The organism is Citrobacter sp. Cb023, assembly GCF_030336805.1.
Taxonomy (GTDB): domain Bacteria; phylum Pseudomonadota; class Gammaproteobacteria; order Enterobacterales; family Enterobacteriaceae; genus Citrobacter; species Citrobacter braakii.
In genome coordinates, this window is sequence record NZ_JAOWCV010000039.1 from 151,611 (window position 1) to 175,748 (window position 24,138).

At 51.5% G+C, this 24,138-nt stretch carries 28 protein-coding genes, 1 tRNA gene and 3 pseudogenes; 22 read left to right on the forward strand and 10 right to left on the reverse strand.

Annotated features, from left to right (window positions below; genetic code table 11):
• Positions 1 to 22: 22 nt before the first annotated feature.
• Positions 23 to 436 carry a lipoprotein YedD gene (yedD, locus tag OGW44_RS20460; protein WP_016153484.1) on the reverse strand — a complete coding sequence of 138 codons (414 nt, stop codon included), beginning with the start codon at positions 434 to 436 and terminating at the stop codon, positions 23 to 25.
• A 128-nt stretch (positions 437 to 564) separates the two neighbouring features.
• Here yedD and yedE point away from each other — a divergent pair, with 128 nt between their 5' ends.
• Together yedE and yedF are read left to right on the forward strand one after the other, a co-directional pair.
• The gene (yedE, locus tag OGW44_RS20465) at positions 565 to 1,827 is read left to right on the forward strand and encodes a selenium metabolism membrane protein YedE/FdhT (RefSeq protein WP_323579337.1); all 1,263 of its coding nucleotides are present in this window, start codon (positions 565 to 567) and stop codon (positions 1,825 to 1,827) included.
• Entirely contained in the window at positions 1,824 to 2,057 is a 234-nt protein-coding gene (yedF, locus tag OGW44_RS20470; protein ID WP_000790504.1) for a sulfurtransferase-like selenium metabolism protein YedF, read from the forward strand. Before yedE ends, yedF begins: the two co-directional genes overlap by 4 nt.
• 45 nt (positions 2,058 to 2,102) lie before the next feature.
• Here yedF and fliE read toward each other — a convergent pair whose 3' ends face one another.
• Positions 2,103 to 2,417 (reverse strand): flagellar hook-basal body complex protein FliE, encoded by a 315-nt coding sequence (gene fliE, locus OGW44_RS20475; protein ID WP_016153486.1) that lies wholly within the window; start codon positions 2,415 to 2,417, stop codon positions 2,103 to 2,105.
• A 216-nt stretch (positions 2,418 to 2,633) separates the two neighbouring features.
• Between fliE and fliF the strand changes: the two genes are divergently transcribed.
• From fliF to rcsA, 14 genes are all read left to right on the forward strand, one after another.
• Complete coding sequence (fliF, locus tag OGW44_RS20480; protein ID WP_185654811.1) at positions 2,634 to 4,316, forward strand: flagellar basal-body MS-ring/collar protein FliF; 1,683 nt, start codon at positions 2,634 to 2,636, stop codon at positions 4,314 to 4,316.
• Positions 4,309 to 5,304 carry a flagellar motor switch protein FliG gene (fliG, locus tag OGW44_RS20485; protein WP_016153488.1) on the forward strand — a complete coding sequence of 332 codons (996 nt, stop codon included), beginning with the start codon at positions 4,309 to 4,311 and terminating at the stop codon, positions 5,302 to 5,304. Before fliF ends, fliG begins: the two co-directional genes overlap by 8 nt.
• The gene (fliH, locus tag OGW44_RS20490; RefSeq protein WP_094761578.1) at positions 5,297 to 6,004 is read left to right on the forward strand and encodes a flagellar assembly protein FliH; all 708 of its coding nucleotides are present in this window, start codon (positions 5,297 to 5,299) and stop codon (positions 6,002 to 6,004) included. Before fliG ends, fliH begins: the two co-directional genes overlap by 8 nt.
• Positions 6,004 to 7,374, forward strand: a complete 1,371-nt coding sequence (gene fliI, locus OGW44_RS20495) for a flagellar protein export ATPase FliI (RefSeq protein WP_016153490.1) — start codon at positions 6,004 to 6,006, stop codon at positions 7,372 to 7,374. The genes fliH and fliI overlap by 1 nt, the downstream gene beginning before the upstream one ends.
• A 21-nt stretch (positions 7,375 to 7,395) precedes the next feature.
• Entirely contained in the window at positions 7,396 to 7,839 is a 444-nt protein-coding gene (fliJ, locus tag OGW44_RS20500; RefSeq protein ID WP_016153491.1) for a flagellar export protein FliJ, read from the forward strand.
• Positions 7,836 to 9,050: a flagellar hook length control protein FliK gene (gene fliK / locus OGW44_RS20505; protein WP_137367477.1), complete on the forward strand. Its 1,215-nt coding sequence runs from the start codon at positions 7,836 to 7,838 to the stop codon at positions 9,048 to 9,050. The genes fliJ and fliK overlap by 4 nt, the downstream gene beginning before the upstream one ends.
• 104 nt (positions 9,051 to 9,154) lie before the next feature.
• The gene (gene fliL, locus OGW44_RS20510; protein WP_016153493.1) at positions 9,155 to 9,622 is read left to right on the forward strand and encodes a flagellar basal body-associated protein FliL; all 468 of its coding nucleotides are present in this window, start codon (positions 9,155 to 9,157) and stop codon (positions 9,620 to 9,622) included.
• Positions 9,623 to 9,626: 4 nt separating this feature from the next.
• The gene (fliM, locus tag OGW44_RS20515) at positions 9,627 to 10,631 is read left to right on the forward strand and encodes a flagellar motor switch protein FliM (RefSeq protein ID WP_003030434.1); all 1,005 of its coding nucleotides are present in this window, start codon (positions 9,627 to 9,629) and stop codon (positions 10,629 to 10,631) included.
• Positions 10,628 to 11,041: a flagellar motor switch protein FliN gene (fliN, locus tag OGW44_RS20520; RefSeq protein WP_003030433.1), complete on the forward strand. Its 414-nt coding sequence runs from the start codon at positions 10,628 to 10,630 to the stop codon at positions 11,039 to 11,041. The genes fliM and fliN overlap by 4 nt, the downstream gene beginning before the upstream one ends.
• Positions 11,041 to 11,418 carry a flagellar biosynthetic protein FliO gene (gene fliO, locus OGW44_RS20525; RefSeq protein ID WP_029139581.1) on the forward strand — a complete coding sequence of 126 codons (378 nt, stop codon included), beginning with the start codon at positions 11,041 to 11,043 and terminating at the stop codon, positions 11,416 to 11,418. Before fliN ends, fliO begins: the two co-directional genes overlap by 1 nt.
• Positions 11,418 to 12,155 carry a flagellar type III secretion system pore protein FliP gene (gene fliP / locus OGW44_RS20530; protein WP_006684053.1) on the forward strand — a complete coding sequence of 246 codons (738 nt, stop codon included), beginning with the start codon at positions 11,418 to 11,420 and terminating at the stop codon, positions 12,153 to 12,155. Before fliO ends, fliP begins: the two co-directional genes overlap by 1 nt.
• A 9-nt stretch (positions 12,156 to 12,164) precedes the next feature.
• A complete protein-coding gene (gene fliQ, locus OGW44_RS20535; RefSeq protein ID WP_003030425.1) occupies positions 12,165 to 12,434 on the forward strand; it encodes a flagellar biosynthesis protein FliQ in 270 nt (89 codons plus the stop codon).
• 8 nt (positions 12,435 to 12,442) lie between these two features.
• Positions 12,443 to 13,228: a flagellar biosynthetic protein FliR gene (gene fliR, locus OGW44_RS20540; RefSeq protein ID WP_016153496.1), complete on the forward strand. Its 786-nt coding sequence runs from the start codon at positions 12,443 to 12,445 to the stop codon at positions 13,226 to 13,228.
• Positions 13,229 to 13,517: 289 nt separating this feature from the next.
• The gene (rcsA, locus tag OGW44_RS20545; RefSeq protein WP_016156845.1) at positions 13,518 to 14,141 is read left to right on the forward strand and encodes a transcriptional regulator RcsA; all 624 of its coding nucleotides are present in this window, start codon (positions 13,518 to 13,520) and stop codon (positions 14,139 to 14,141) included.
• Positions 14,142 to 14,195: 54 nt separating this feature from the next.
• Here rcsA and dsrB read toward each other — a convergent pair whose 3' ends face one another.
• A complete protein-coding gene (dsrB, locus tag OGW44_RS20550; protein WP_016156846.1) occupies positions 14,196 to 14,384 on the reverse strand; it encodes a protein DsrB in 189 nt (62 codons plus the stop codon).
• 163 nt (positions 14,385 to 14,547) lie between these two features.
• Between dsrB and yodD the strand changes: the two genes are divergently transcribed.
• On the forward strand, positions 14,548 to 14,775 hold the full coding sequence (yodD, locus tag OGW44_RS20555; protein ID WP_003030417.1) for a YodD family peroxide/acid resistance protein: 228 nt from the start codon (positions 14,548 to 14,550) through the stop codon (positions 14,773 to 14,775).
• Between the two features lie 206 nt (positions 14,776 to 14,981).
• On the opposite strand, the gene OGW44_RS20560 is transcribed toward yodD, so the two are convergent.
• Both OGW44_RS20560 and OGW44_RS20565 read right to left on the reverse strand, forming a co-directional pair.
• A complete protein-coding gene (locus OGW44_RS20560; protein WP_016153498.1) occupies positions 14,982 to 15,164 on the reverse strand; it encodes a YodC family protein in 183 nt (60 codons plus the stop codon).
• Between the two features lie 77 nt (positions 15,165 to 15,241).
• The gene (locus OGW44_RS20565) at positions 15,242 to 16,153 is read right to left on the reverse strand and encodes a DUF808 domain-containing protein (protein ID WP_016156847.1); all 912 of its coding nucleotides are present in this window, start codon (positions 16,151 to 16,153) and stop codon (positions 15,242 to 15,244) included.
• 178 nt (positions 16,154 to 16,331) lie between these two features.
• Here OGW44_RS20565 and yedA point away from each other — a divergent pair, with 178 nt between their 5' ends.
• Positions 16,332 to 17,252 (forward strand): drug/metabolite exporter YedA, encoded by a 921-nt coding sequence (gene yedA / locus OGW44_RS20570; RefSeq protein ID WP_047502067.1) that lies wholly within the window; start codon positions 16,332 to 16,334, stop codon positions 17,250 to 17,252.
• On the opposite strand, the gene OGW44_RS20575 is transcribed toward yedA, so the two are convergent.
• From OGW44_RS20575 to OGW44_RS20585, 3 genes are all read right to left on the reverse strand, one after another.
• Positions 17,244 to 17,711: a very short patch repair endonuclease gene (locus OGW44_RS20575; RefSeq protein ID WP_049269529.1), complete on the reverse strand. Its 468-nt coding sequence runs from the start codon at positions 17,709 to 17,711 to the stop codon at positions 17,244 to 17,246. The two genes, yedA and OGW44_RS20575, sit on opposite strands and share 9 nt — an antisense overlap.
• Positions 17,692 to 19,122 carry a DNA cytosine methyltransferase gene (locus OGW44_RS20580; protein ID WP_185654812.1) on the reverse strand — a complete coding sequence of 477 codons (1,431 nt, stop codon included), beginning with the start codon at positions 19,120 to 19,122 and terminating at the stop codon, positions 17,692 to 17,694. Before OGW44_RS20580 ends, OGW44_RS20575 begins: the two co-directional genes overlap by 20 nt.
• Positions 19,123 to 19,198: 76 nt before the next feature.
• Complete coding sequence (locus OGW44_RS20585; RefSeq protein WP_185654813.1) at positions 19,199 to 19,891, reverse strand: phosphohydrolase; 693 nt, start codon at positions 19,889 to 19,891, stop codon at positions 19,199 to 19,201.
• Positions 19,892 to 20,333: 442 nt separating this feature from the next.
• Between OGW44_RS20585 and ompC the strand changes: the two genes are divergently transcribed.
• Positions 20,334 to 21,512 carry a porin OmpC gene (gene ompC, locus OGW44_RS20590; RefSeq protein WP_101701032.1) on the forward strand — a complete coding sequence of 393 codons (1,179 nt, stop codon included), beginning with the start codon at positions 20,334 to 20,336 and terminating at the stop codon, positions 21,510 to 21,512.
• 165 nt (positions 21,513 to 21,677) lie between these two features.
• Positions 21,678 to 22,095, forward strand: a pseudogene (locus tag OGW44_RS20595) (SOS response-associated peptidase family protein).
• Positions 22,096 to 22,105: 10 nt separating this feature from the next.
• Here the strand turns inward: OGW44_RS20595 and OGW44_RS20600 are convergent.
• Positions 22,106 to 22,270 (reverse strand): annotated as a pseudogene (locus tag OGW44_RS20600) (DUF4113 domain-containing protein); the annotation flags it as partial.
• Between the two features lie 285 nt (positions 22,271 to 22,555).
• Here OGW44_RS20600 and OGW44_RS20605 point away from each other — a divergent pair.
• On the forward strand, positions 22,556 to 23,137 hold the full coding sequence (locus tag OGW44_RS20605) for a serine acetyltransferase (protein ID WP_047416060.1): 582 nt from the start codon (positions 22,556 to 22,558) through the stop codon (positions 23,135 to 23,137).
• Between the two features lie 25 nt (positions 23,138 to 23,162).
• A pseudogene (locus OGW44_RS20610) lies at positions 23,163 to 23,968 on the forward strand (site-specific integrase); the annotation flags it as partial.
• A gap of 66 nt (positions 23,969 to 24,034) precedes the next feature.
• Here the strand turns inward: OGW44_RS20610 and OGW44_RS20615 are convergent.
• A tRNA-Ser gene (locus tag OGW44_RS20615) sits at positions 24,035 to 24,124 on the reverse strand.
• Positions 24,125 to 24,138 lie beyond the last annotated feature (14 nt).

The following is a 24,138-nucleotide window of genomic DNA, read 5'->3' on the forward strand; positions in this document are numbered from 1 at the left end:
GTTGGCTACCGGGGCGTATAGCTTATGGCAATGGCGTGGCCAGCGGCGTTTTCTTTAACGCGTCAGCACATTCCTGCGTCGGGCGGTCGACCCGCTGCAGCGTCATACCGTCATATTCCAGCGTATTGCCTTCCCGCTCAATCTCATACAGCTCGCGTTTCACCGTCACGTTGGTGAGATCGCCAGAGATCATCGTCAGTTTCCCCGGCAGCGCGATCACTCGCTGCCACTGGCGACAATCCAGCGTGTCGCCCTCTTTTGTTACCACCAGGCTGGCAATCGCTTCCGGGCTCACCAGACTGCGTTGCGGACCTTTTGACTGCCAGTATCCTTCCAGACCGGCTGGCGCTGGCGTTTTCACCACGTCGTTATAATTTTCTACTTCGGCGCATCCGGTAAGCGCCAGAAATACAGCAACGATTGCTAATTTTTTCATCATTCATCCTGCATGCGAAGAAAATGGGATTGTGGCATTAAAGGCCTGATGTCGCCAGCCTTTCGGCAGTGTCGAGAAAGATTGATCCAGACGGTGTTACCTCTTATTACTCATAGTCAAAAATTCTGATCGGTGTAGTATCCACACTTCTTGTTACATACCTTCTGAGTTCAGAGGCACAACGCATGTCATGGCAACACTTCAAACAGGCCTGGTTAATTAAATTTTGGGCCCCCGCCCCTGCGGTCATCGCAGCGGGTATTCTCTCTACCTACTATTTCGGCATTACGGGAACCTTCTGGGCCGTTACCGGCGAATTCACTCGCTGGGGTGGTCAAATCCTGCAACTGTTCGGCGTTCACGCCGAAGAATGGGGATACTACAAGCTGATCCATCTCGAAGGCTCACCCCTGACCCGCATTGACGGCATGATGATCCTCGGTATGTTCGGGGGCTGTTTTGCTGCCGCATTGTGGGCAAACAACGTCAAATTACGCATGCCGCGCAGTCGGGTGCGCATTATGCAGGCGATCGTCGGCGGGATGATTGCCGGATTCGGCGCCCGGCTGGCAATGGGCTGTAACTTGGCCGCATTCTTCACCGGTATTCCACAGTTCTCGCTACACGCCTGGTTTTTCGCCCTGGCAACGGCTATTGGCTCATGGTTTGGCGCACGCTTTACCCTGCTGCCGATGTTTCGTATTCCGGTCAAAATGCAGAAAGTCTCCGCCGCTTCTCCGTTAACGCAAAAGCCAGATCAGGCCCGTCGCCGTTTCCGCCTCGGCATGCTGGTGTTTATCGCCATGATCGGCTGGGCGCTCCTCACTGCGATGGATAAGCCCAAACTTGGTTTGGCCATGCTGTTTGGCGTCGGGTTCGGGCTGCTGATTGAACGGGCGCAAATCTGCTTCACCTCCGCCTTCCGCGATCTGTGGATTTCCGGTCGCACCCATATGGCGAAAGCGATCATCTTCGGGATGGCGGTCAGCGCCATCGGTATCTTTAGCTACGTACAACTGGGCGTCGAGCCTAAAATCATGTGGGCAGGTCCGAATGCGGTGATCGGCGGCTTGCTGTTCGGCTTCGGCATTGTTCTGGCGGGCGGGTGTGAAACGGGCTGGATGTACCGCGCCGTTGAAGGCCAGGTGCATTACTGGTGGGTGGGACTGGGCAACGTTATTGGCTCGACCATTCTGGCCTACTACTGGGATGATTTTGCTCCCGCGCTTGCCACCAGTTGGGACAAAGTGAATCTGCTCAACACCTTCGGCCCGCTCGGTGGCCTGCTGGTAACCTATCTGCTGTTATTTACCGCGCTGATGCTCATCATCGGCTGGGAAAAACGCTTCTTCCGTCGCGCTGGGCTGACGCCTGCCAAGGAGTCTGTATGAAAAATATCGTGCCTGATTATCGCCTCGATATGGTCGGCGAGCCGTGTCCGTACCCGGCTGTCGCCACACTGGAAGCGATGCCGCAATTGAAGAAAGGTGAGATTCTGGAAGTGGTGAGCGATTGCCCGCAGTCAATCAACAATATTCCACTGGATGCGCGTAATCACGGCTATACGGTGCTGGATATTCAGCAGGATGGTCCAACGATTCGTTATTTGATTCAGAAGTAATGCAATTCTCCCGTTGCCCGACGCAGCGGGAGAATGTTCCGCTTGCTACACCTGCATCGACATCACTTCCTGATACGCCGACACCAGTTTGTTGCGCACCTGGATCCCCATCTGCATCGATACCGACGCTTTTTGCATATCGGTCATCACATCGTTCAGCGCAATACCCGGTTCACCGAGGGTAAATTTCTCAGCCTGCACACGGGACGCGGTTTGTACATCGCTGATCCTGTCTAACGCCGCATGCAGTTGACCGGCAAAGCTCACGGTCGGTTGTGGCTGCATATCCTGCATTTTTGCTGACATCGCCGTGGTCTGTAGCTGGCTGATGACCCCTTCAATCCCCTGTATTGCCGACATTCTGATCCCCTGGATAATTTTTTACGTAGTTGAGATTACCAGTTAGTCAATAAGATAAAGGCGTTAAATAACGATAAAAAACCACGGTTTTTAACGCATAGAAAAATTCGAAACCGCAAATAATGAGACCGTCAATTTTTCGAGTTTGCTGACCCGGGAGTGAGTCTTGTTCCACTTTGCAAAAAACGCCGTCCACGATAAGCCACGAGGTGCGAGATGAGTGCGACAGCATCGACTGCAACCCAGCTTAAACCTCTCGAGTGGTTAAACCGCCTGCGCGCGAATCCCAAAATTCCTCTGATTGTGGCGGGAGCCGCTGCCGTCGCGATCATCGTGGCGATGGTCCTGTGGGCCAAAGCACCTGACTACCGCACGCTGTTCAGCAATCTTTCCGATCAGGATGGTGGCGCGATCGTCACCCAACTGACGCAGATGAACGTTCCCTACCGTTTTACTGAGGGAAGCGGCGCCATTGAAGTTCCTGCCGATAAAGTCCACGAACTGCGTTTACGTCTGGCGCAGCAAGGTCTGCCCAAAGGCGGCGCGGTGGGTTTTGAACTGCTGGATCAGGAAAAGTTTGGTATCAGCCAGTTTAGCGAGCAGGTCAACTACCAGCGCGCGCTGGAAGGTGAATTAGCCCGTACGATTGAAACGTTGGGACCGGTAAAACGCGCCCGCGTGCATCTGGCTATGCCGAAACCGTCGCTGTTTGTGCGTGAGCAAAAAGCGCCTTCAGCCTCCGTCACCGTCAACCTGGAGCCGGGTCGCGCGCTGGATGAAGGTCAGATCAGTGCGGTCACGCATCTGGTTTCCAGCGCTGTTGCAGGCTTGCCGCCGGGCAACGTTACGCTGGTCGACCAGGCGGGGCATCTGTTAACCCAGTCGAATACCAGTAGCCGCGATCTTAACGATGCGCAGCTGAAATACGCCAGCGACGTCGAAGGCCGCGTTCAGCGTCGTATCGAATCGATTCTGTCGCCGATTGTCGGCAACGGTAACGTACATGCGCAGGTTACCGCGCAGCTGGATTTTGCCAACAAAGAGCAAACCGAAGAACAGTACCGTCCAAACGGTGATGAGTCCCAGGCCGTGCTGCGTTCTCGTCAGTTGAACGTCAGTGAGCAGGTCGGTAGCGGAGCACCTGGCGGCGTACCGGGCGCGTTGTCAAATCAGCCCGCTCCGGCAAATACTGCGCCAATCGCCAACCCACCCGCTAATCAGCAAAACGCGCAAAATACGCAAAACGCACAGACGGCGAATAACAGTAATAATGCCGGCCCGCGCAATACTCAGCGCAATGAAACCAGCAACTATGAAGTTGACCGCACTATTCGCCATACCAAAATGAACGTTGGCGATGTGCAGCGTCTCTCGGTGGCTGTCGTGGTCAACTACAAAACGTTACCAGACGGCAAACCGTTGCCGTTAACCGCCGAGCAGATGAAACAGATTGAGGATCTGACCCGCGAAGCGATGGGATTCTCCGACAAGCGTGGCGATACCCTGAACGTGGTGAACTCTCCCTTCACGGCGACCGACGATTCCATGGGCGAGCTACCGTTCTGGAAACAGCCGTTCTTTATTGACCAGTTAATGTCCGCAGGTCGTTGGTTGCTGGTTCTGTTGGTGGCGTGGATCCTGTGGCGGAAAGCCGTTCGTCCGCAGTTGGTCCGTCGCAGCGAAGAAGCGAAAGCCGTACAAGAACAAACGCGTGTCCGTCAGGAAACCGAAGAAGCGGTAGAAGTTCGCCTCAGCAAAGACGAACAAACCCAGCAGCGTCGTACTAATCAGCGTCTGGGAGCAGAAGTCATGAGTCAGCGTATTCGTGAAATGTCAGATAACGATCCGCGCGTCGTGGCGCTGGTCATTCGCCAGTGGATGAGCAACGATCATGAGTAATCTTACCGGTACCGATAAAAGCGTCATCCTGCTGATGACCATTGGCGAAGATCGCGCGGCGGAGGTGTTTAAGCACCTTTCCACGCGCGAAGTTCAGGCGCTCAGTACGGCGATGGCGAATGTACGCCAGATTTCCAACAAGCAGTTGACGGAAGTGCTGGCCGAATTTGAACAAGAAGCCGAACAGTTTGCCGCGCTGAATATCAACGCCAACGAATATCTGCGCTCCGTGCTGGTGAAAGCGCTGGGCGAAGAACGTGCCTCCAGTCTGCTGGAAGATATTCTGGAAACCCGCGATACCACCAGCGGCATTGAAACGCTTAACTTTATGGAGCCGCAAAGCGCCGCCGACCTTATCCGCGACGAGCATCCGCAGATTATCGCCACCATTCTGGTGCACCTCAAGCGGGGCCAGGCTGCCGATATTCTGGCACTGTTCGACGAGCGTTTACGTCACGACGTGATGCTGCGTATCGCCACCTTTGGCGGCGTACAGCCTGCCGCGCTGGCAGAACTGACCGAGGTTCTCAACGGCCTGCTCGATGGCCAGAACCTCAAGCGCAGCAAAATGGGCGGCGTGAGAACGGCGGCAGAAATTATCAACCTGATGAAAACCCAGCAGGAAGAAGCGGTTATTACCGCCGTACGCGAATTCGACGGCGAGCTGGCGCAGAAAATTATCGACGAGATGTTCCTGTTCGAGAACCTGGTGGATGTCGACGATCGCAGTATCCAGCGCCTGCTGCAGGAAGTGGATTCCGAATCGTTGCTGATTGCCCTGAAAGGTGCCGAACAGCCGCTGCGCGAGAAGTTCCTGCGCAACATGTCGCAACGTGCTGCCGATATTCTGCGCGACGACCTCGCCAACCGCGGTCCGGTGCGTTTGTCGCAGGTGGAAAACGAACAGAAAGCCATTCTGCTTATTGTGCGTCGTCTGGCGGAAACCGGCGAGATGGTGATAGGCAGCGGCGAGGATACCTATGTCTAACGAACTGCCGTGGAAAGTCTGGACCCCGGACGACCTCGCCCCACCGATGGCGGAGTTCGTACTGGCTGAGCACAGCGAAAACCCGCTGTCAGAAGAAACAGCAGAACCAGAGCTTTCCGCAGAGCAACAGCTTGAACAGCAGCTCGCACAGCTGCAACTGCAGGCCCATGAGCAAGGTTATAACGCGGGTCTGGCGGAAGGTCGACAAAAAGGCCACGAACAAGGTTATCAGGAAGGCCTGAGTCAGGGGCTGGAGCAAGGCCAGAACCAGGCGCGCGCTCAGCATGCGCCGATCCATGCCCGCATGCAGCAACTGGTGAGCGAGTTTCAGAATACGCTGGACGCACTGGACAGCGTAATTGCCTCGCGTCTGATGCAAATGGCGCTGGAAGCTGCGCGTCAGGTTATAGGTCAGACGCCTATTGTGGATAACGCTGCGCTGATTAAACAAATCCAACAGCTGTTGCAGCAAGAACCGCTGTTTAGCGGTAAGCCGCAGCTACGCGTACATCCGGACGATCTCCAGCGTGTGGAGGAGATGCTCGGTGCGACCCTCAGCCTGCACGGCTGGCGGCTGCGCGGTGATCCGACGCTGCATCACGGCGGCTGTAAAGTCTCTGCCGATGAAGGCGATCTGGATGCCAGCGTCGCCACGCGCTGGCAAGAACTCTGCCGTCTGGCAGCGCCGGGAGTCGTGTAATGACCACTCGCCTGACTCGCTGGCTCAACACGCTGGACAGCTTCGAAGAGAAAATGTCGCTGCTGCCTGCGGTGCGCCGTTACGGTCGCCTGACCCGCGCCACTGGGCTGGTGCTGGAGGCCACTGGATTACAGTTGCCTCTGGGCGCCACCTGCGTTATTGAACGCCAGGACGGCAACGAAACCCAGGAGGTCGAAAGTGAAGTCGTGGGCTTTAACGGTCAGCGTCTGTTTCTGATGCCCCTCGAAGAGGTTGAAGGCGTTCTGCCCGGCGCACGCGTGTACGCAAAAAACATTGCCGGAGAAGGTCTGCAAAGCGGGAAGCAATTACCGCTTGGCCCTGCATTGCTGGGTCGTGTGCTTGACGGTAGCGGAAAACCGCTCGACGGTCTGCCCGCCCCGGATACCACCGAAACCGGGGCGCTGATTACGCCGCCGTTTAACCCGCTACAACGCACCGCGATTGAACACGTCCTGGATACCGGCGTACGTCCCATCAACGCGTTGTTAACCGTCGGTCGCGGTCAGCGTATGGGACTTTTCGCGGGCTCCGGTGTCGGTAAAAGCGTTCTGCTCGGCATGATGGCGCGCTATACCCAAGCCGATGTTATCGTCGTAGGTCTGATTGGCGAACGTGGTCGCGAAGTTAAAGATTTTATTGAAAATATTCTCGGTACCGACGGTCGTGCACGCTCGGTGGTGATTGCCGCTCCCGCAGATGTCTCGCCGCTGTTACGTATGCAAGGTGCGGCCTATGCCACGCGTATCGCCGAAGATTTTCGCGATCGTGGACAGCACGTATTGCTGATTATGGATTCCCTCACCCGCTACGCGATGGCACAACGTGAGATCGCCCTGGCGATCGGAGAGCCGCCGGCAACGAAAGGTTATCCCCCCTCAGTATTCGCCAAATTGCCAGCGCTGGTCGAACGTGCCGGGAACGGTATTCACGGCGGCGGTTCCGTTACCGCGTTTTACACGGTACTGACCGAAGGTGACGACCAGCAGGACCCCATTGCGGATTCCGCGCGCGCGATTCTGGACGGCCACATTGTGCTGTCCCGTCATCTGGCCGAAGCGGGTCACTATCCGGCCATCGATATTGAAGCCTCGATCAGTCGCGCCATGACCGCGCTTATTAGTGAACAACACTATGCGCGGGTACGTAACTTTAAACAGCTGCTATCCAGCTTCCAGCGCAACCGCGATCTGGTCAGCGTGGGGGCGTATGCCAAAGGCAGCGATCCCATGCTGGATAAAGCCATCGCCCTATGGCCACAGCTGGAAGCATTCTTGCAGCAAGGCATTTTTGAACGAGCGGACTGGGAAGATTCTCTGCACGCGTTAGAACTGATTTTCCCTGGTGTGTGAGTAAGCAGGAGAGCATAGGTCATGGCACAACATGGTGCATTAGCCACACTGAAAGACCTGGCTGAAAAAGAGGTAGATGACGCCGCTGTCTTATTGGGAGAGATGCGTCGTGGCTGTCAGCAGGCGGAAGAGCAGTTGAAAATGCTGATCGATTATCAGCATGAGTACCGCAACAATCTGAACAGTGACATGGGTCAGGGTATTACCAGTAATCGCTGGATCAATTACCAACAATTTATTCAGACGCTGGAAAAAGCGATTGAGCAACACCGCCAACAGCTCAATCAGTGGACGCAGAAAGTAGACCAGGCATTGAACAGTTGGCGCGACAAAAAACAACGTTTACAGGCGTGGCAGACTCTGCAGGACAGACAAACCTCGGCGGCGTTACTGGCCGAAAACCGCCTGGATCAGAAAAAAATGGATGAATTTGCTCAGCGCGCAGCTATGAGGAAACCCGAATGATTACTTTACCCCAACTGATTACCACCGACACCGACGTAGCCGCAGGTCTTCAGTCAGGCAAAGCGGTTGATTCACCCGAGGATTTTTTAGCGCTGCTGGCTGGTGCATTAGGTGCGGACAACGCGCAGGGTAAAGACGCCCCGCTGTCGTTTGCCGACTTACAGGCGGCCGGTAGCAAACTGCAAAAAGGGTTATTGCAAAAAAATGGCGATTCAGCACCGTCGCTCAAGTTGACCGAACTACTGGCGCAAAAAGAGATGCACACTGATACTTCTCTTGTCGACATGACAGACGCTCAGCAACTTTTGTCTGCCCTCACGCCCTCACTGAAAGTTAATGCCCTGACGACACTGGGCAAAGTCGCTCAGCAGGATGAAAAAAACACCGCACTGAGCGATGAGGATCTCGCCAACCTGAGCGCGTTGTTCGCCATGCTGCCAGGACAACCGCAGACCACGCCTGCCGTCGACAGCGCGCCAGCCCCCGTTGATGCGACGCTTTCGGCGTTGTCACGAGGTTCGGTACACAGCGCTATCGCCGATAATGCTGGCGAATTGCTGCCAGGTGATGCCAAAAAAGGCAAAGCGGATATTGCAACGCCTGCCAGCAGCGTAGATCAGACAAACAATCCGACATTAACCCCGTTGACGGCAGCGGCGACGACCAGAGCGGAAATTGAAAGCTCCCCTTCGCCGACCAGCATTGGCATGACGACAGCGCCGTTAAGTGGCCCGCAGTCCCACGCTCAACCGTTACCGACCGCCGCACCTGTGCTAAGCGCACCATTGGGTAGCCAGGAATGGCAGCAATCACTGAGCCAGCACGTCACTCTGTTTACTCGCCAGGGCCAGCAAAGCGCAGAACTGCGTCTGCATCCACAGGATCTGGGCCAGGTGCACATTTCCCTCAAGCTGGATGACAATCTCGCGCAGTTGCAAATGGTATCGCCACACAGTCACGTGCGCGCTGCGCTGGAAGCTGCATTACCGATGCTGCGTACGCAGTTGGCTGAAAGCGGGATCCAGCTTGGACAAAGCAGTATCAGCAGTGAAAGCTTTGCCGGTAATCAGCAGTCTTCCGGGCAGCAACAGCAGGCGGGTCGCGCTCAGGGACAAGACATTTTTGCCGCTGAAGATGACGCCGTACTGGCAGCGCCAGCCTCACTGCAAGCCGCAGCACGCGGTGATGGAGCAGTAGACATCTTCGCCTAACGCCAGAGGTAGCATGATTATCCGCGTCTTTTCCACGCTTTGTCGTGGACAGGACACGGGATAATCAGCCCATAAGCTGTACCGAAACAGGAAGCCCGTATCTGATGACTGACTCCGCGATTAACAAAAAAAGTAAACGCGCTATTTGGATCCCTCTGCTGGTATTGATTACCCTCGCCGCCTGCGCAACTGCGGGTTATAGCTACTGGCGCATGCAGCAGCAGCCGTCCGCCAGCGTCAAAGCGGAACCGGCTCCGCCGCCAGCCCCGGTATTCTTTGCGCTGGATACCTTTACCGTCAATCTGGGTGATGCGGACCGTGTACTGTATATCGGTATCACGCTGCGCATGAAAGACGAGGCAACGCGTTCACGTCTTAACGAATATCTGCCGGAAGTGCGCAGCCGCTTGCTGCTGCTGTTCTCTCGTCAGAACGCGGCTACGCTCGCCACCGAAGAAGGTAAGCAACAGCTCATTGCCGCCATCAAAGAGACGCTCGCGACTCCGCTCGTTGTTGGGCAACCCAAACAGGTTGTCACCGACGTTCTTTATACAGCTTTTATTCTGCGGTAAAGACATGGGCGACAGTATTCTTTCTCAGGCTGAAATCGACGCATTGCTTAATGGCGATAGCGAAACTAAAGACGAACCCATTTCCGGTATCGCAAAAGAAAGCGATATTCGTCCTTACGATCCCAACACCCAGCGCCGCGTGGTACGTGAGCGTTTACAGGCGCTGGAGATCATTAACGAACGCTTCGCGCGCCAGTTCCGTATGGGGTTATTTAACCTGTTGCGCCGTAGCCCGGATATTACCGTGGGTGCGATCCGTATCCAGCCATACCACGAGTTTGCGCGCAACTTACCGGTTCCGACCAACCTGAACTTAATCCACCTGAAGCCGCTGCGCGGTACGGGTCTGGTGGTGTTCTCACCGAGTCTGGTATTTATCGCCGTCGATAACCTGTTCGGCGGTGATGGCCGCTTCCCGACGAAAGTGGAAGGCCGTGAATTTACCCATACCGAACAGCGCGTTATCAACCGCATGCTGAAGCTGGCGCTGGAAAGCTACAGCGACGCGTGGAAGGCCATCAATCCGCTGGAAGTGGAATACGTTCGTTCCGAGATGCAGGTGAAATTTACCAATATCACCACGTCTCCTAACGACATCGTGGTCAATACCCCATTCCACGTTGAAATTGGCAACCTGACCGGTGAATTTAACATCTGTCTGCCATTCAGCATGATTGAACCGTTGCGTGAGCTGCTGGTGAACCCGCCGCTGGAAAACTCGCGTAATGAAGATCAGAACTGGCGCAATAATCTGGTGCGTCAGGTTCAGCATTCTGAGCTGGAGCTGGTGGCAAACTTTGCTGACATTCCGCTGCGGCTATCCCAGATTTTAAAACTGAAACCCGGCGATGTACTGCCGATTGAAAAACCCGACCGCATTATTGCTCATGTGGACGGCGTGCCTGTACTGACCAGCCAGTATGGCACGGTGAACGGTCAGTATGCGTTACGCGTAGAACATCTGATAAACCCGATTTTGAATTCGCTGAATGAGGAACAGCCCAAATGAGTGATATGAATAATCCGTCCGATGAGAACACTGGTGCATTGGACGATCTGTGGGCTGACGCGTTAAACGAGCAAAAAACCACCCCCACCAAAAGTGCGGCCGATGCGGTATTCCAGCAGTTAGGTGGCGGCGACGTCAGCGGTGCCTTGCAGGACATCGACCTGATCATGGACATTCCGGTCAAACTGACCGTCGAATTGGGCCGAACCCGTATGACCATCAAAGAGCTGCTGCGTCTGACACAGGGTTCGGTCGTCGCGTTGGATGGTCTGGCGGGCGAGCCGCTGGATATCCTGATCAACGGTTACCTGATTGCCCAGGGTGAAGTGGTGGTTGTCGCAGACAAATACGGCGTACGTATCACTGACATTATTACCCCATCTGAACGCATGCGCCGTCTGAGCCGTTAATCATGAATACCCAGGCTACAGTTTCTCAGCCAGCCGCCGTACCCGGCTCACCGCTGGTTCAGGTAAGCGGCGCGCTGCTTGGGATCATCGTATTGATCCTGGCTGCAGCCTGGGTGATTAAGCGTATGGGGTTTGCCCCCAAAAGCGCCGGTACGCGCGGACTGAAAGTTGCGGCAAGTACCTCACTGGGTCCACGTGAGCGCGTGGTGATTGTTGAGGTTGAAGATGCGCGCCTGGTACTGGGCGTCACGGCCTCGCAAATTAACGTGCTGCACACCCTGCCCCCGGCGCCTGCTGATGCAGAAGAAAAACCGGCCTCCCCCGCGGATTTCCAGGCCATGATGAAGAGTTTGCTTAAGCGTCCCGGGAGATCCTGATGCGCCGTTTGTTATCCATCACGCTGGCAGGCTTATGGCTTTTCAGCCCAGTAGCCCTCGCCCAGCTCCCGGGTCTGGTTAGCCAGCCGCTGCCTGGCGGCGGACAAAGCTGGTCTTTGCCCGTGCAAACGCTGGTGTTTATCACCTCGCTGACGTTCCTGCCCGCCATTTTATTGATGATGACCAGCTTCACCCGCATCATCATCGTTTTCGGTCTGTTACGAAATGCGCTGGGAACCCCTTCGGCCCCCCCGAACCAGGTGCTACTGGGCCTGGCGCTATTTTTGACCTTTTTCATCATGTCGCCGGTAATCGACAAAATCTACGTCGACGCATATCAGCCGTTCAGCGAAGAGAAAATCTCTATGCAGGAAGCCATGGAGAAAGGCGCACAGCCGCTGCGCGAGTTTATGTTGCGCCAGACCCGTGAAGCCGATCTGGCACTCTTCGCGCGCTTAGCAAACAGCGGTCCCCTACAGGGACCAGAAGCCGTACCGATGCGGATTTTGCTTCCAGCCTATGTCACCAGCGAGCTGAAGACGGCATTCCAGATAGGCTTTACCATTTTTATTCCGTTTCTGATTATCGACCTGGTCATCGCCAGCGTGCTGATGGCGCTCGGGATGATGATGGTCCCCCCGGCCACGATCGCGCTACCGTTCAAGCTGATGCTGTTTGTGTTGGTAGACGGTTGGCAGTTGCTTGTCGGCTCGCTAGCTCAAAGCTTTTACAGTTAGAGGCGCGAAATGACACCTGAATCGGTCATGATGATGGGCACAGAGGCGATGAAAGTCGCCCTGGCCCTTGCCGCGCCTTTGCTGTTGGTCGCCCTCGTCACAGGTCTTATCATCAGTATTTTGCAGGCGGCGACCCAGATAAACGAAATGACGCTGTCCTTCATTCCCAAAATTGTCGCGGTTTTTATTGCCATCATTGTTGCCGGCCCGTGGATGCTTAACCTGCTGCTCGACTACGTGCGTACGCTGTTCAGCAATATCCCCTACATCATCGGGTAGATGACATTATGCTGCAGGTGACCAGCGTTGAGTGGCTCCACTGGCTGAATCTTTACTTCTGGCCTTTGCTGCGCATCCTGGCGCTCATCTCAACGGCTCCAATTCTCAGCGAGCGCGCGATCCCCAAACGAGTAAAACTGGGGCTGGGGTTAATGATAACCGTCGTTATCGCTCCGTCGATTCCCCCGGTAGACGTCCCTATCTTTTCTATCGTGGCGCTATGGCAGGCAATGCAACAAATCCTGATCGGCATCGCTCTGGGCTTCACTATGCAGTTTGCCTTCGCGGCAGTACGTACCGCCGGGGAATTGATTGGTCTGCAAATGGGTCTCTCCTTCGCAACCTTCTTTGATCCCGGCAGCCGTCTGAATATGCCGGTACTGGCGAGACTGATCGACATGCTCGCCATGCTGTTATTCCTGACTTTTAACGGCCATTTGTGGCTTATTTCGCTGTTGGTGGATACATTTCATACCTTGCCAATCGGCGGCAATCCGGTGAACAGCAATGCGTTTCTCGCGCTGGCGCGGGCGGGTAGCCTGATTTTCCTCAACGGGCTAATGTTGGCCCTGCCGATAATGACGCTGCTACTCACCCTAAACCTCGCACTCGGTCTGCTGAATCGCATGGCTCCTCAGCTGTCGATTTTCGTCATCGGTTTTCCACTCACCCTCGCCGTGGGTATTTCATTAATGGCAGCCCTGATGCCATTAATTGCGCCATTCTGCGAGCGATTATTCAGCGAAATTTTTAATTTGTTGGCTGATATTGTCAGCGAAATGCCCGGAAAATAATAACCCTTAATTTTTACCCTGTTTTACTAAGGATTGTCCTAAATTTAAAAAGTGACAACATCCACCAGGATATCTCTGTCGCGGTTTATTTATTATTGACTCACTCACATAACGCAACATTTACTTTACTTTAAGATGTTTCCTGGCAAATTATACGCAACTTTACGGGATAGTAATTTCGCCTGAAAAACAGCGAAAGCGTCATCTTGGGTCGTTATTATTCCGTTTAGTTGTGATGAAAATAATCAGGTAAGGGGAATTATCGTTACGCATTGAGTGAGGGTATGCCATGTCAACGATTATTATGGATTTGTGCAGTTACACCCGGCTAGGGTTGACCGGATATCTGGTAAGTCGGGGGGTGAAGAAAAGGGAAATCAACAACATTTCCAACGTTGAGGAGCTCAGTCTCGCCTGTGTCTCTCAACAGCCCACTGTGGTGTTTATTAATGAGGACTGCTTTATCCACGATCCTGCTAATAGCCAGCAAATAAAGCAAATCATTAATCAGCATCCCGGCACATTATTTATTGTGTTTATGGCAATTGCCAACGTGCATTTTGATGAGTATCTATTAGTCAGAAAAAATTTATTGATTAGTTCTAAGTCGATTAAACCAGATTCACTGGATGAACTCCTTGGCGATATTCTGAAAAAAGAAGTAGATTTTGTCATTGATGTGAATCTACCGACATTATCATTGAGCCGTACCGAGTCCAGCATGCTACGCATGTGGATGGAGGGTCAGGGAACAATACAGATATCCGACCAAATGAATATCAAGGCCAAGACCGTGTCATCCCATAAGGGGAATATAAAACGAAAGATAAAGACGCATAATAAGCAAGTTATCTATCACGTTGTGAGACTCACCGATAACGTTACCAATGGTATCTTTGTGAATACGCGCTAACACGTTCTGACTGGTGGCGAATCCACCAGTCAGGATCATGCAGCAAAACTCACCTTATTCTACTTTTTCCACGAAGATACCATCCTGATGACCTGTTTCATTAAAGAACCAGATACCGAGCGGGTAGTCTTCCAGCGAAACCAGGTACATGGTGCCTTCACTAAACTCTTCGATAGCCAGTACCACGCCCGGTCGACGAGGACCGCCGTCCGTTTTGACTGTGACCCGATCATTCACCTTCATAGTTTTCCTCCTGTGGCTTTGTGCCAGTGTAGAACAATTTCCTTTTTCTGGCAGCGCCCGCCTCGCGCGATTGCGGGTTTTATCGACGGTCTATACTTAAGTTGTGCGTATCTGATGTTTGGATGCGCTCCCCCGGTATCCTTAACGGTTGAGAGGTATGAGGATGAAAACCGCGAAAGAGTACAGCGATACGGCCAAACGTGAAGTCAGCGTCGATGTGGACGCGCTACTGAAGGCAATCAACGAAATCTGCGAGAGTGAAATTCATCGCAGTCAGGATGACCCTGAACGCGTCAGCGTCGACGGACGTGATTACCACACGTGGCATGAACTGGCCGACGCGTTCGAGCTTGATATCCATGATTTTAGCGTGTCGGAGATCAATCGCTGACTGAGGGCGAAAAAAATCCCGGCCCTTATCGGGTCGGGATCAAGCTTGCTTATGCAAGAAGCACTTGAAAATTCGTTACACCAGGAAATCTGATGTGAAACAAACCTTATCTGCAATTTTTTTGCCTGACAAGTAAATAATTCTCACCAAAATGATAAATATAACTAATGATTGAAAGATCACCCGGTTACGCGCACCCCAGGTGTTCAGGCATCCTGGCAGAGCTTTCTTCGCTCGCCCGGCACCAGTTCATCTTCACGGAATGCTTCCCGTTTGACGCCAAAGCCGTCGTACCAGCGACACTCCACCATTCCGCTGGCATACCCGGTAACGATCATGCGTGGGCCACCCTCTTTGGAGGTGACTTCCTCACTGACAGAAAAGACCATACCTGCCTCCTGTATCAAGAGAAACCTTTACACCTTAGACGACAAAGAAGGGTTTTGCGTAATCAACCCTGCGACAATTAGTGCGAAACTCCGCGCACTCTGGCGACACCTTTCACCAGCAGCACCACTATTGCGCCAATGATAAATCCGAGCACCAGATTCAGCAGGGTCGGAAGCATCAGCGCAATCAATGCACTTTGCTGTTGGGCAAAATGTTCAATCGCATGATGCAGCGGTGTTATTCCGTGCACCACAATTCCGCCGCCAACCAAAAACATCGCCAGCGTGCCGACCACGGAAAGTGTTTTCATAAGCCAGGGAGCAACGACCAGCAATCCTTTACCCAGCGACTGGGCCAGCGTACTGCGCTTTTCTGCCAACCAGTATCCGATATCATCGAGCTTAACGATAATCCCGACCAGGCCGTAGACCCCCACTGTCACCACTAACGCGATGCCAGATAACACCAACACCTGATTCAACAATGGCGCATCCGCTACGATCCCCAGCGTAATCGCGACAATCTCAGCAGATAAAATAAAGTCGGTACGTATCGCCCCTTTGATTTTATCTTTCTCAAAGGTGAGCGGATCCTGTGCTGCCAATGATGTCAGACGCTGCTGACGCTCTTCCGGGGTTTCTTTGTGCTTACGCGCTTCCAGGGTATGGAGAACTTTTTCTACACCTTCAAAACAGAGGAACGCCCCGCCTACCATTAATAAGGGGGTGATCGCCCAGGGAATGAAGGCGCTTATCAATAGCGCCAACGGCACAAGGATAACTTTGTTAACAAACGATCCTTTCGCGACGCTCCAGACCACCGGGAGTTCGCGGTTCGCCCGCACACCCGACACCTGCTGCGCGTTAAGCGACAGATCATCGCCCAGCACACCCGCGGTTTTTTTCGCGGCCAGTTTTCCCATGACAGAGATATCATCCAGCAAAGTGGCGATATCATCGAGTAAGGTCAATAAGCTACTTCCTGCCAAAATTTTTACCCTCAATATTATTTTTTTGCAGTCATAAGTATGAAGTAAAACACGCAATGCTGAAACTGACCTTTCTGGTCAACAAATTTTTAACATCAGCACGTAATTATAAATCTCGCCAGCAAGATAGTTTTGACGTTTACTATGTTGCACCTTTTTATTTCCACCGTGAGGGATTATGCGTTTCAGGCAATTGCTACCGCTTTTCAGTGCGCTTTTCGCGCTGTACATCATTTGGGGTTCCACGTACTTCGTTATTCGCATTGGCGTTGAAAGCTGGCCGCCGTTGATGATGGCTGGCGTTCGTTTTCTCTCTGCGGGGATTTTATTAACAGCATTCTTACTTATCCGCGGACATAAGCTGCCGCCTCTGCGCGTGCTCCTGAACGCCGCGTTAATTGGTATCCTGCTGCTGGCTGTCGGTAACGGACTGGTCACCGTCGCAGAACATCAAAACGTGCCTTCCGGTATTGCCGCCGTGGTGGTCGCCACCGTCCCGCTGTTTACGCTGTGTTTTAGCCACTTTTTTGGCATCAAAACGCGCAAACTTGAATGGATGGGGATCGCAATTGGACTCGCGGGGATCATCATGCTGAACAGCGGTGGTAATTTGAGCGGTAATCCATGGGGAGCAATTTTAATCCTGATAGGTTCGATAAGCTGGGCGTTTGGCTCAGTGTACGGCTCGCGCATAACGTTACCCGTTGGCATGATGGCCGGAGCCATTGAAATGTTAGCCGCCGGTATTGTGCTGATGTGCGCCTCGCTGATTTCCGGGGAAAAGTTGACCACTATGCCGACGTTTTCAGGCTTTATGGCAGTCGCCTATCTGGCCGTGTTTGGTTCTATTATTGCCATCAACGCGTATATGTACTTGATCCGCAACGTCAGCCCGGCATTAGCCACCAGCTATGCCTACGTTAATCCGGTTGTCGCCGTACTGTTAGGTACCGGCCTAGGAGGTGAAAGTCTGGCGCCCATCGAATGGCTGGCGCTTGGCGTGATTGTATTTGCGGTGGTACTGGTCACACTCGGTAAATACCTATTTCCCGTTAAAGCGGACGCCGTTGCGACCCCGTCGGAAAAGACGTTACAGTAAATGGATACCGAGGGTGTCGATCTGCGCACTTGCGCCACCGCCGCAGATCCACTCGATGACGCGTTCGGACAACGCGTCATCCCCCAGCTTTTCGCGCCCACGCAGGGCGCACTCCCAGACAATCAGTACGCGCCAGCCCAGAGCCTGCAATTTTTCGCAATCCCGCGCGTCACGCTGAACATTTTTGCCTATTTTTTCCAGCCAGAACGCTGTTCGTGTTGCGGGGACTTTGAATAGATAGCAGTTGTGATGATGCCAGAAACAGCCGTGGGTAAAAATCACACAACGATAATCATCCACCACGAAATCGGGACGGCCAGGTAACGTCGCATCCTGCACACGAAACGTTACCCCCTGCTCTGTCAGTACGCTGGCAAGGCGTTTTTCAATTGCGGTATCGCGGGTTGCTATCGCCCGCATATTTTTACTGCGCGTCGCTTTATCGTGAACGTCTGCCATGCAGTTTCTCTTTCTCGCGAATAGCAACCGCCTGTTTGATTTTTGGCTCCAGCAGTCTGGCAACCGCCGCAAATGCCGGGACGACCACCGAATTACCAAACTGACGATAAGCCTGTGTGTCTGACACCGGGATCCTGAACTGATAGCCCTGAGGTGATTCAAATCCCATCAGGCGCGCGCACTCTCTGGGCGTCAGCCTGCGCGGACGGTATCGCTGATTGTGCGGATCATCAAAATCCTTTTCACCCAGCGCCATATCCCAACCGCGGTCGATCAAGATCTCCGCCCCATCTTTATAGTAACGCGCCGATAATGTGCGCGTTACGCAATCGGGATTGCCGGGATACACCATGCCATAGCCAAATCCATTGCCCCGTGCCTGATGCTTTTTCGCATAGCGATACAGATATTTCCACAGCACTGGCGTGAGCACATATTTTGCGTCGACGGTCGGCTCAAGTAGCTCCGCCAGCGTCGTACGCCGCTGAGGATAGCGGGAGACAATATCGCGCAACGTGAAGTCTGATTTCAGATTCAGATCGCGGCGAAAGCCGACGAGCACAATACGTTCGCGATGCTGAGGCAAAAAATGTTGCCCATCGATAATTTTCGGATCGTCCGGCCCGTTATCGTGTGCATCAGCCACGTCATAACCCAGCTCATCCAGCGTTTGCATAATGATGCGGAACGTTTTCCCCTGATCGTGACTCTTCAGGTTTTTGACGTTTTCGAGCACAAATATTGCCGGCCGACGCGCATCAATGATGCGCACCACGTCAAAAAAAAGTGTGCCTTGCGTATCGCAGGCGAAGCCATGAGCCCGCCCTAACGCGTTTTTCTTTGATACACCGGCCAGAGAGAATGGCTGACAAGGAAATCCCGCCAGCAGCACGTCATGCTGCGGAACATGCTGGCGGATATGTTCCGCCGCCTGCTGGTCGCTCACCCCATCATGATGACTGAGGGTGATATCGCGAATATCTTCATTAAAATGGTGCTGGTGAGGATTACAGTAGTGATTCGCTTTGTAGGTGCGCACCGCATGCTTGTTCCACTCACTGGTAAACACGCACTGCCCGCCAATCGCCTCAAAGCCGCGACGAATGCCGCCAATACCGGCAAAAAGATCGATAAAGCGAAAAGCATAATGTGGATGATGCGCAGGCGGCCTCGGCAGCAAGTCGTTCAGATGAGCCAACTCACCGTCGCTGAGGCGATGCCACGTTTCATTGGCAACCACTCGCTTGAAGATGGCCGGACTCCAGCGGTTCTCGCCAACACCATTCAGATGAGCAACCAGCGTTTTCACGTCATATATTTCAAGCAACTTAGCCAAAATCACCTGTGCGGCGGCCTCGTTATCATCTGTCATCGGGTTCATGGAACCTGCTACTGAATAATTATCCTGCATACATTTAACCGGCCGAAATGGATAGCTGACAGGTTAACATAAATTAGCGCGGTTGACGTTGCGGCTGTACTGGCGACTAACGCAGCTTAAAGGGTTGAATCGCGTCAAGATCCAGCATTTCATATTCTCCTTTTAACTCCGCACTCAGCTTCGCCATGTACGTCAGTAAGAAGTCAGCATTATGTTGCGCCAAATGCCGACCGTGTTCAGTTTGCATCGTCAGCGGCAGCGTCAACAATTTGGTCTGGAAGTGATCGAGTGCGTACTGTTTATCATCAAGGCTACGCTGTCGGGCAAACGGATCTTCCGCATCAAACAGCGCCACGCCTAACGCGCCGGACACGGCAAATACCCGTGCTAAACCAATTGCGCCCAACGCCTCAAGCCGGTCAGCATCCTGCACGATTTTGGCTTCAAGGGTTTCTGGTACGATTTTGGCGCTGAAACTGTGCGCCTCAATAGCATGGCACACGGCAGGTAATCGTTGTTGTGGAAAATCAGGGAAATCACGCATCAAAACGCGACGCGTTTCCTGGGCTGCCAGTACCGACGAACGATGACGATCGGGATGGTTCTTCGGCAAACTGACGAGATCGTGGAAGTAGCACGCCGTCAGCACCACCAGCCAGTCTACGGTCACATCCATGCTCAACTTTTGTGACGTCATCCAGACGCGACGAAAATGAAAGATGTCATGGGCAGCGTCGTGCCCGAAATGATTGTCACGTAACCAGGCTTCAAATTTCGACTGCCAGTACTGTAGTTCCATACTCTCGCTCTTCGCAGAAAGAAAACCACCTTAGCAACAATTCTCATGTCAGACTACCGTCGACGCTTTTTTATCATCAATACATATTATTCACTTAATAATTATTATCCTCACGAATATATAAATCCATTATTCAAAACAAGCAGTTCAATTATAATACCGCATTCAAAATAAATAACGAATATCAATAATATACATTTAACAAGATAGAATGATAAAAATCATAACTATATGATAAAAATACATTTATATAGATAATGCCAATTCAAATGACATGCGATTTTAATTATATAAAAGCAATGATGAAACATTTTGAAATATCTTAAATACATTTGTTACATATTATATTTAAAATTAAATGAACTTCATAGATAGTATTCAAATGTAGTCTTTCAGATAGTGTTACACATTCATTTTAATTATTATATAAAGGGAATACATAATGAAAAGAAAAGTACTGGCACTGCTTCTCCCTGCCTTATTAGCTGCAAGCGCAGCAAATGCGGCTGAAATTTATAATAAGAATGGCAATAAACTGGATCTGTACGGTAAAGTTGCTGCTCTGCGTTATTTCTCTGACGACGCAGGCAGCGACGGCGATCAGACCTATGCACGTCTGGGTTTCAAAGGCGAAACGCAAATCAACGATATTCTAACTGGCTATGGTCAGTGGGAATATAACATTCAAGCCAACGGCACCGATGGTGACAAAGGCGATTCATGGACTCGTCTGGCTTTCGCGGGCTTTGGATTTGGTGAGAACGGTACCTTTGATTACGGTCGTAACTATGGCGTCGTCTATGACGTAGAAGCCTGGACCGATATGCTGCCGGAATTTGGGGGTGATACTTATGCCCAGACCGACGTCTATATGACCGGTCGTACCAACGGTGTTGCTACCTACCGTAATAAAGGCTTCTTTGGTCAGGTTGATGGTCTGAACTTTGCCTTGCAGTACCAGGGTAACAACGAAGGTAGCAGCGCAAATCAAGAAGGTTCTGGTAATAGTAAAGGTAGAAAACTGGCGAAAGAAAATGGCGACGGTTTCGGTATGTCTACCTCCTATGACTTCGACTTCGGTTTGAGCCTGGGTGCCGCATACTCCAGCTCTGACCGTACCAATGACCAGGTTTCCCGTGGCCGTGGCGATAGTACTCATGTCAATAGCTACGCTGGCGGTGAAACAGCAGATGCCTGGACCGTTGGCGCTAAATATGATGCCTACAACGTTTACCTGGCAGCCATGTATTCTGAAACTCGCAATATGACCTATTACGGTTCAGGTGATGGACTTGCTGGCGGTATCGCTAATAAAACGCAAAACTTTGAAGCGACCGCTCAATATCAGTTTGATTTTGGTCTGCGCCCAGCAGTTTCTTTCCTGATGTCTAAAGGCGTTGATTTAGGTGGCTGGGAATACGACGGCAATGGCAATCCACGCTACACCGACAAAGATCTGGTTAAATATGTTGATGTGGGGATGACTTACTACTTCAATAAAAACATGTCCACCTATGTTGATTATAAAATCAACCTGCTGGACGAAGACGACAACTTCTATGAAAGCAATGGTATTGCGACAGATGACATCGTTGCCGTTGGTTTAGTCTATCAGTTCTAATTGATGCACAAACAGGCAAGCCCGCTTTTTATAAAGCGGGCTTTTTCTTTATACGAAGCGTATTTTTTACCACACGGGCATTACAACGATAAACTTGTGAGGATACTCAAAGAAAAAGACATCCATGAGAACTGTCGTTGAAAGCAAGGCGTGCAATTGCTTGAAATGACGCGTGAAGACTATCTCGCCCTGCTCTCTGAATACGCTGAACGCGACATTCCATACGATCCAGACCCATCGGACGTTTCAACGTGGCACCTGCCATCAAAGTTCTGCTGCTGAGTGAACGTGATGAACAACTGCACCTTGACCCTGTACTTTGGGGATACGCCCGAGGTGGTGGTATAAACCGCTGCTAATTAACGCACGGTCTGAAACAGTGGCCGACAAAGGACTGGTAGATATTTACGACAGACAACCGTTGGTAGTGCTACCGGAAGCCGCGCGCGAATGGATGAGGCAGGATCTTGGAGGGAAAGAAGCAGCGGAAATTGCAGTTGACGGTGTCGTGCCGGCTGATAAATTTATATGGCACGCCGTAACGCGTGCCGTCGGAAATGTGAAAAATCAGGGGGCAGATTAAATTAAGCCTGTTACTTAACCCGGAGCAGGTCTTCATCGCGGGTGGTATATCGGGGTGACTGCATCTCTCTTTTAATTGCCCACTGTTGCTGGGTACCCTGACCGGCGAAATAAAGCGCTCCCCTTACTTCCTTTGCATTCATATGATCCAAAATCTCCATCAGCTTCTCGCTCCCCCTTGACATGAAAGAAAAAGCCTGCCTTTGACTTGTCGGTATTTTTACTGTCAGGCATGTTGCAAAACCTCCCCTTATCAAATACATTATTTGTAACAATAGTACAACAAACATCACAAAGTGGTAGGTATAACACAATCTGAATTTCGTCATGAAAGAGAAGGTCCACAAGAAAAACTAAACTCCTTTATTAAGGCATAGACACAGATCAAAATATCGTAGCTAAGCGTAAGTTAAAGTTACAAAAATAATTCAACAAAACATAATGTTACTTAAAGGAAATTTATGATTAAATACATTATCGCCTTAAAATTCGTAATATTCGGGCGTTCACAAGAACTATTCTATTATTGGAAGAGTGAGATTATAAGGAGACCGTATTTTTCAATCATAAGATTACTACGCGAGAAGAAATTAAGACACAGAAACTTCCTTTTTTGGTGGCGCCTAGCCAATGAAATGTACAAAAATGGTGGGAAATACCAAAAAAGAGCAGCAATAAAGCTGAATAACAAGATAATTGAGAGATTTGGCTGTGAAATAGGATTGGGTGCAAATATAGGCAAAGGTTTATTGATCCCGCACCATTCAGGCATCGTTATTCACGGCTCTGTTGACATTGGGGATAATTTTATTATCAGACAAAACTGCGTAATAGGACAAATAGACAAGGATTGCAAATCTTTAAGGTTAACAATTGGTAATAATGTTGACATAGGTGCAAATACATGCATCATTGGTCTTTCTGTGAAAATTGGTGACAATGTCAAAATTGGTGCAATGTCATTTATTAAATCTAATATTCCATCTAACTGCACCTACGTCACAGAAAAAAAATCACGAATTATAGTTTCCCCCTCCTCATAGAGGGGGTATTAATATTTGTTTAAACAAACGTTCAGATGTAATGACATTTTCTAAATTATGGATGTTATTCACCAGCAACCCAGCTTTTGCTGAACTGGCTCCACGGACGCAGACTGATTACAGGTCGTATGAAAAAACCTGTCCCAGTGTTCGGGAATATGCGAGCAGATGACATTAAAATTGAGATGGTCAGGATCTATATGGATAAACGTGGCCAACGCAGTATGAACCAGGCAAACCAGGAATTCGGCGGGATATCGCGTGTTTTCTCATGGGGATATGAACGAGGGTATGTGAAAGGAAATCCGTACAAGGGAGTGCGCAAGTTCTCTTTAAAAGCCCGTGATGTGTACGTGACAGACGAAGAATATCAGGCAATTTATGAAGAAACTGCGCCAGCTCTTCGGGTTGGAATGGAAATGTCTTACTTATGTGCAGCTCGCGTATCGGATGTTCTTTCACTCAAATGGTCGCAAGTAAGCGAGGAAGGCATTTTTATTCAGCAAGGAAATACCGGGACTAAGCAAATAAAGGTCTGGACCGAACGGCTTCATAACACCATCGAACTTGCAAAGACTTTGGACGGACGGGAAACGGTCATCTGTAGCAGGAAAAAAACCAGATAGAAAACTGCCGTGTACTTTTCATGATCTCAAAGCCAAGGGAATATCGGATTACGAAGGCTCGACTAAGGACAAGCAACTATTCTCAGGTCACAAAACTGAAAGCCAGGTTGTGGTTTATGACAGAAAAGTGAAAATTTCTCCCACACTGGATCTTCCAGTATTGGGCAAATCAGAAGATGATGATGGCGAGTTTTATACCAAGTGAATATACCAACACTATACCAAGTGTGACATGAGTCGTTGAAAGGAAGTGTGCTAAGTGTTTGAATAGTGGCGGAGAGAGGGGGATTTGAACCCCCGGTAGAGTTACCCCTACTCCGGTTTTCGAGACCGGTCCATTCAGCCGCTCTGGCATCTCTCCGTTTTGGCGGTTGC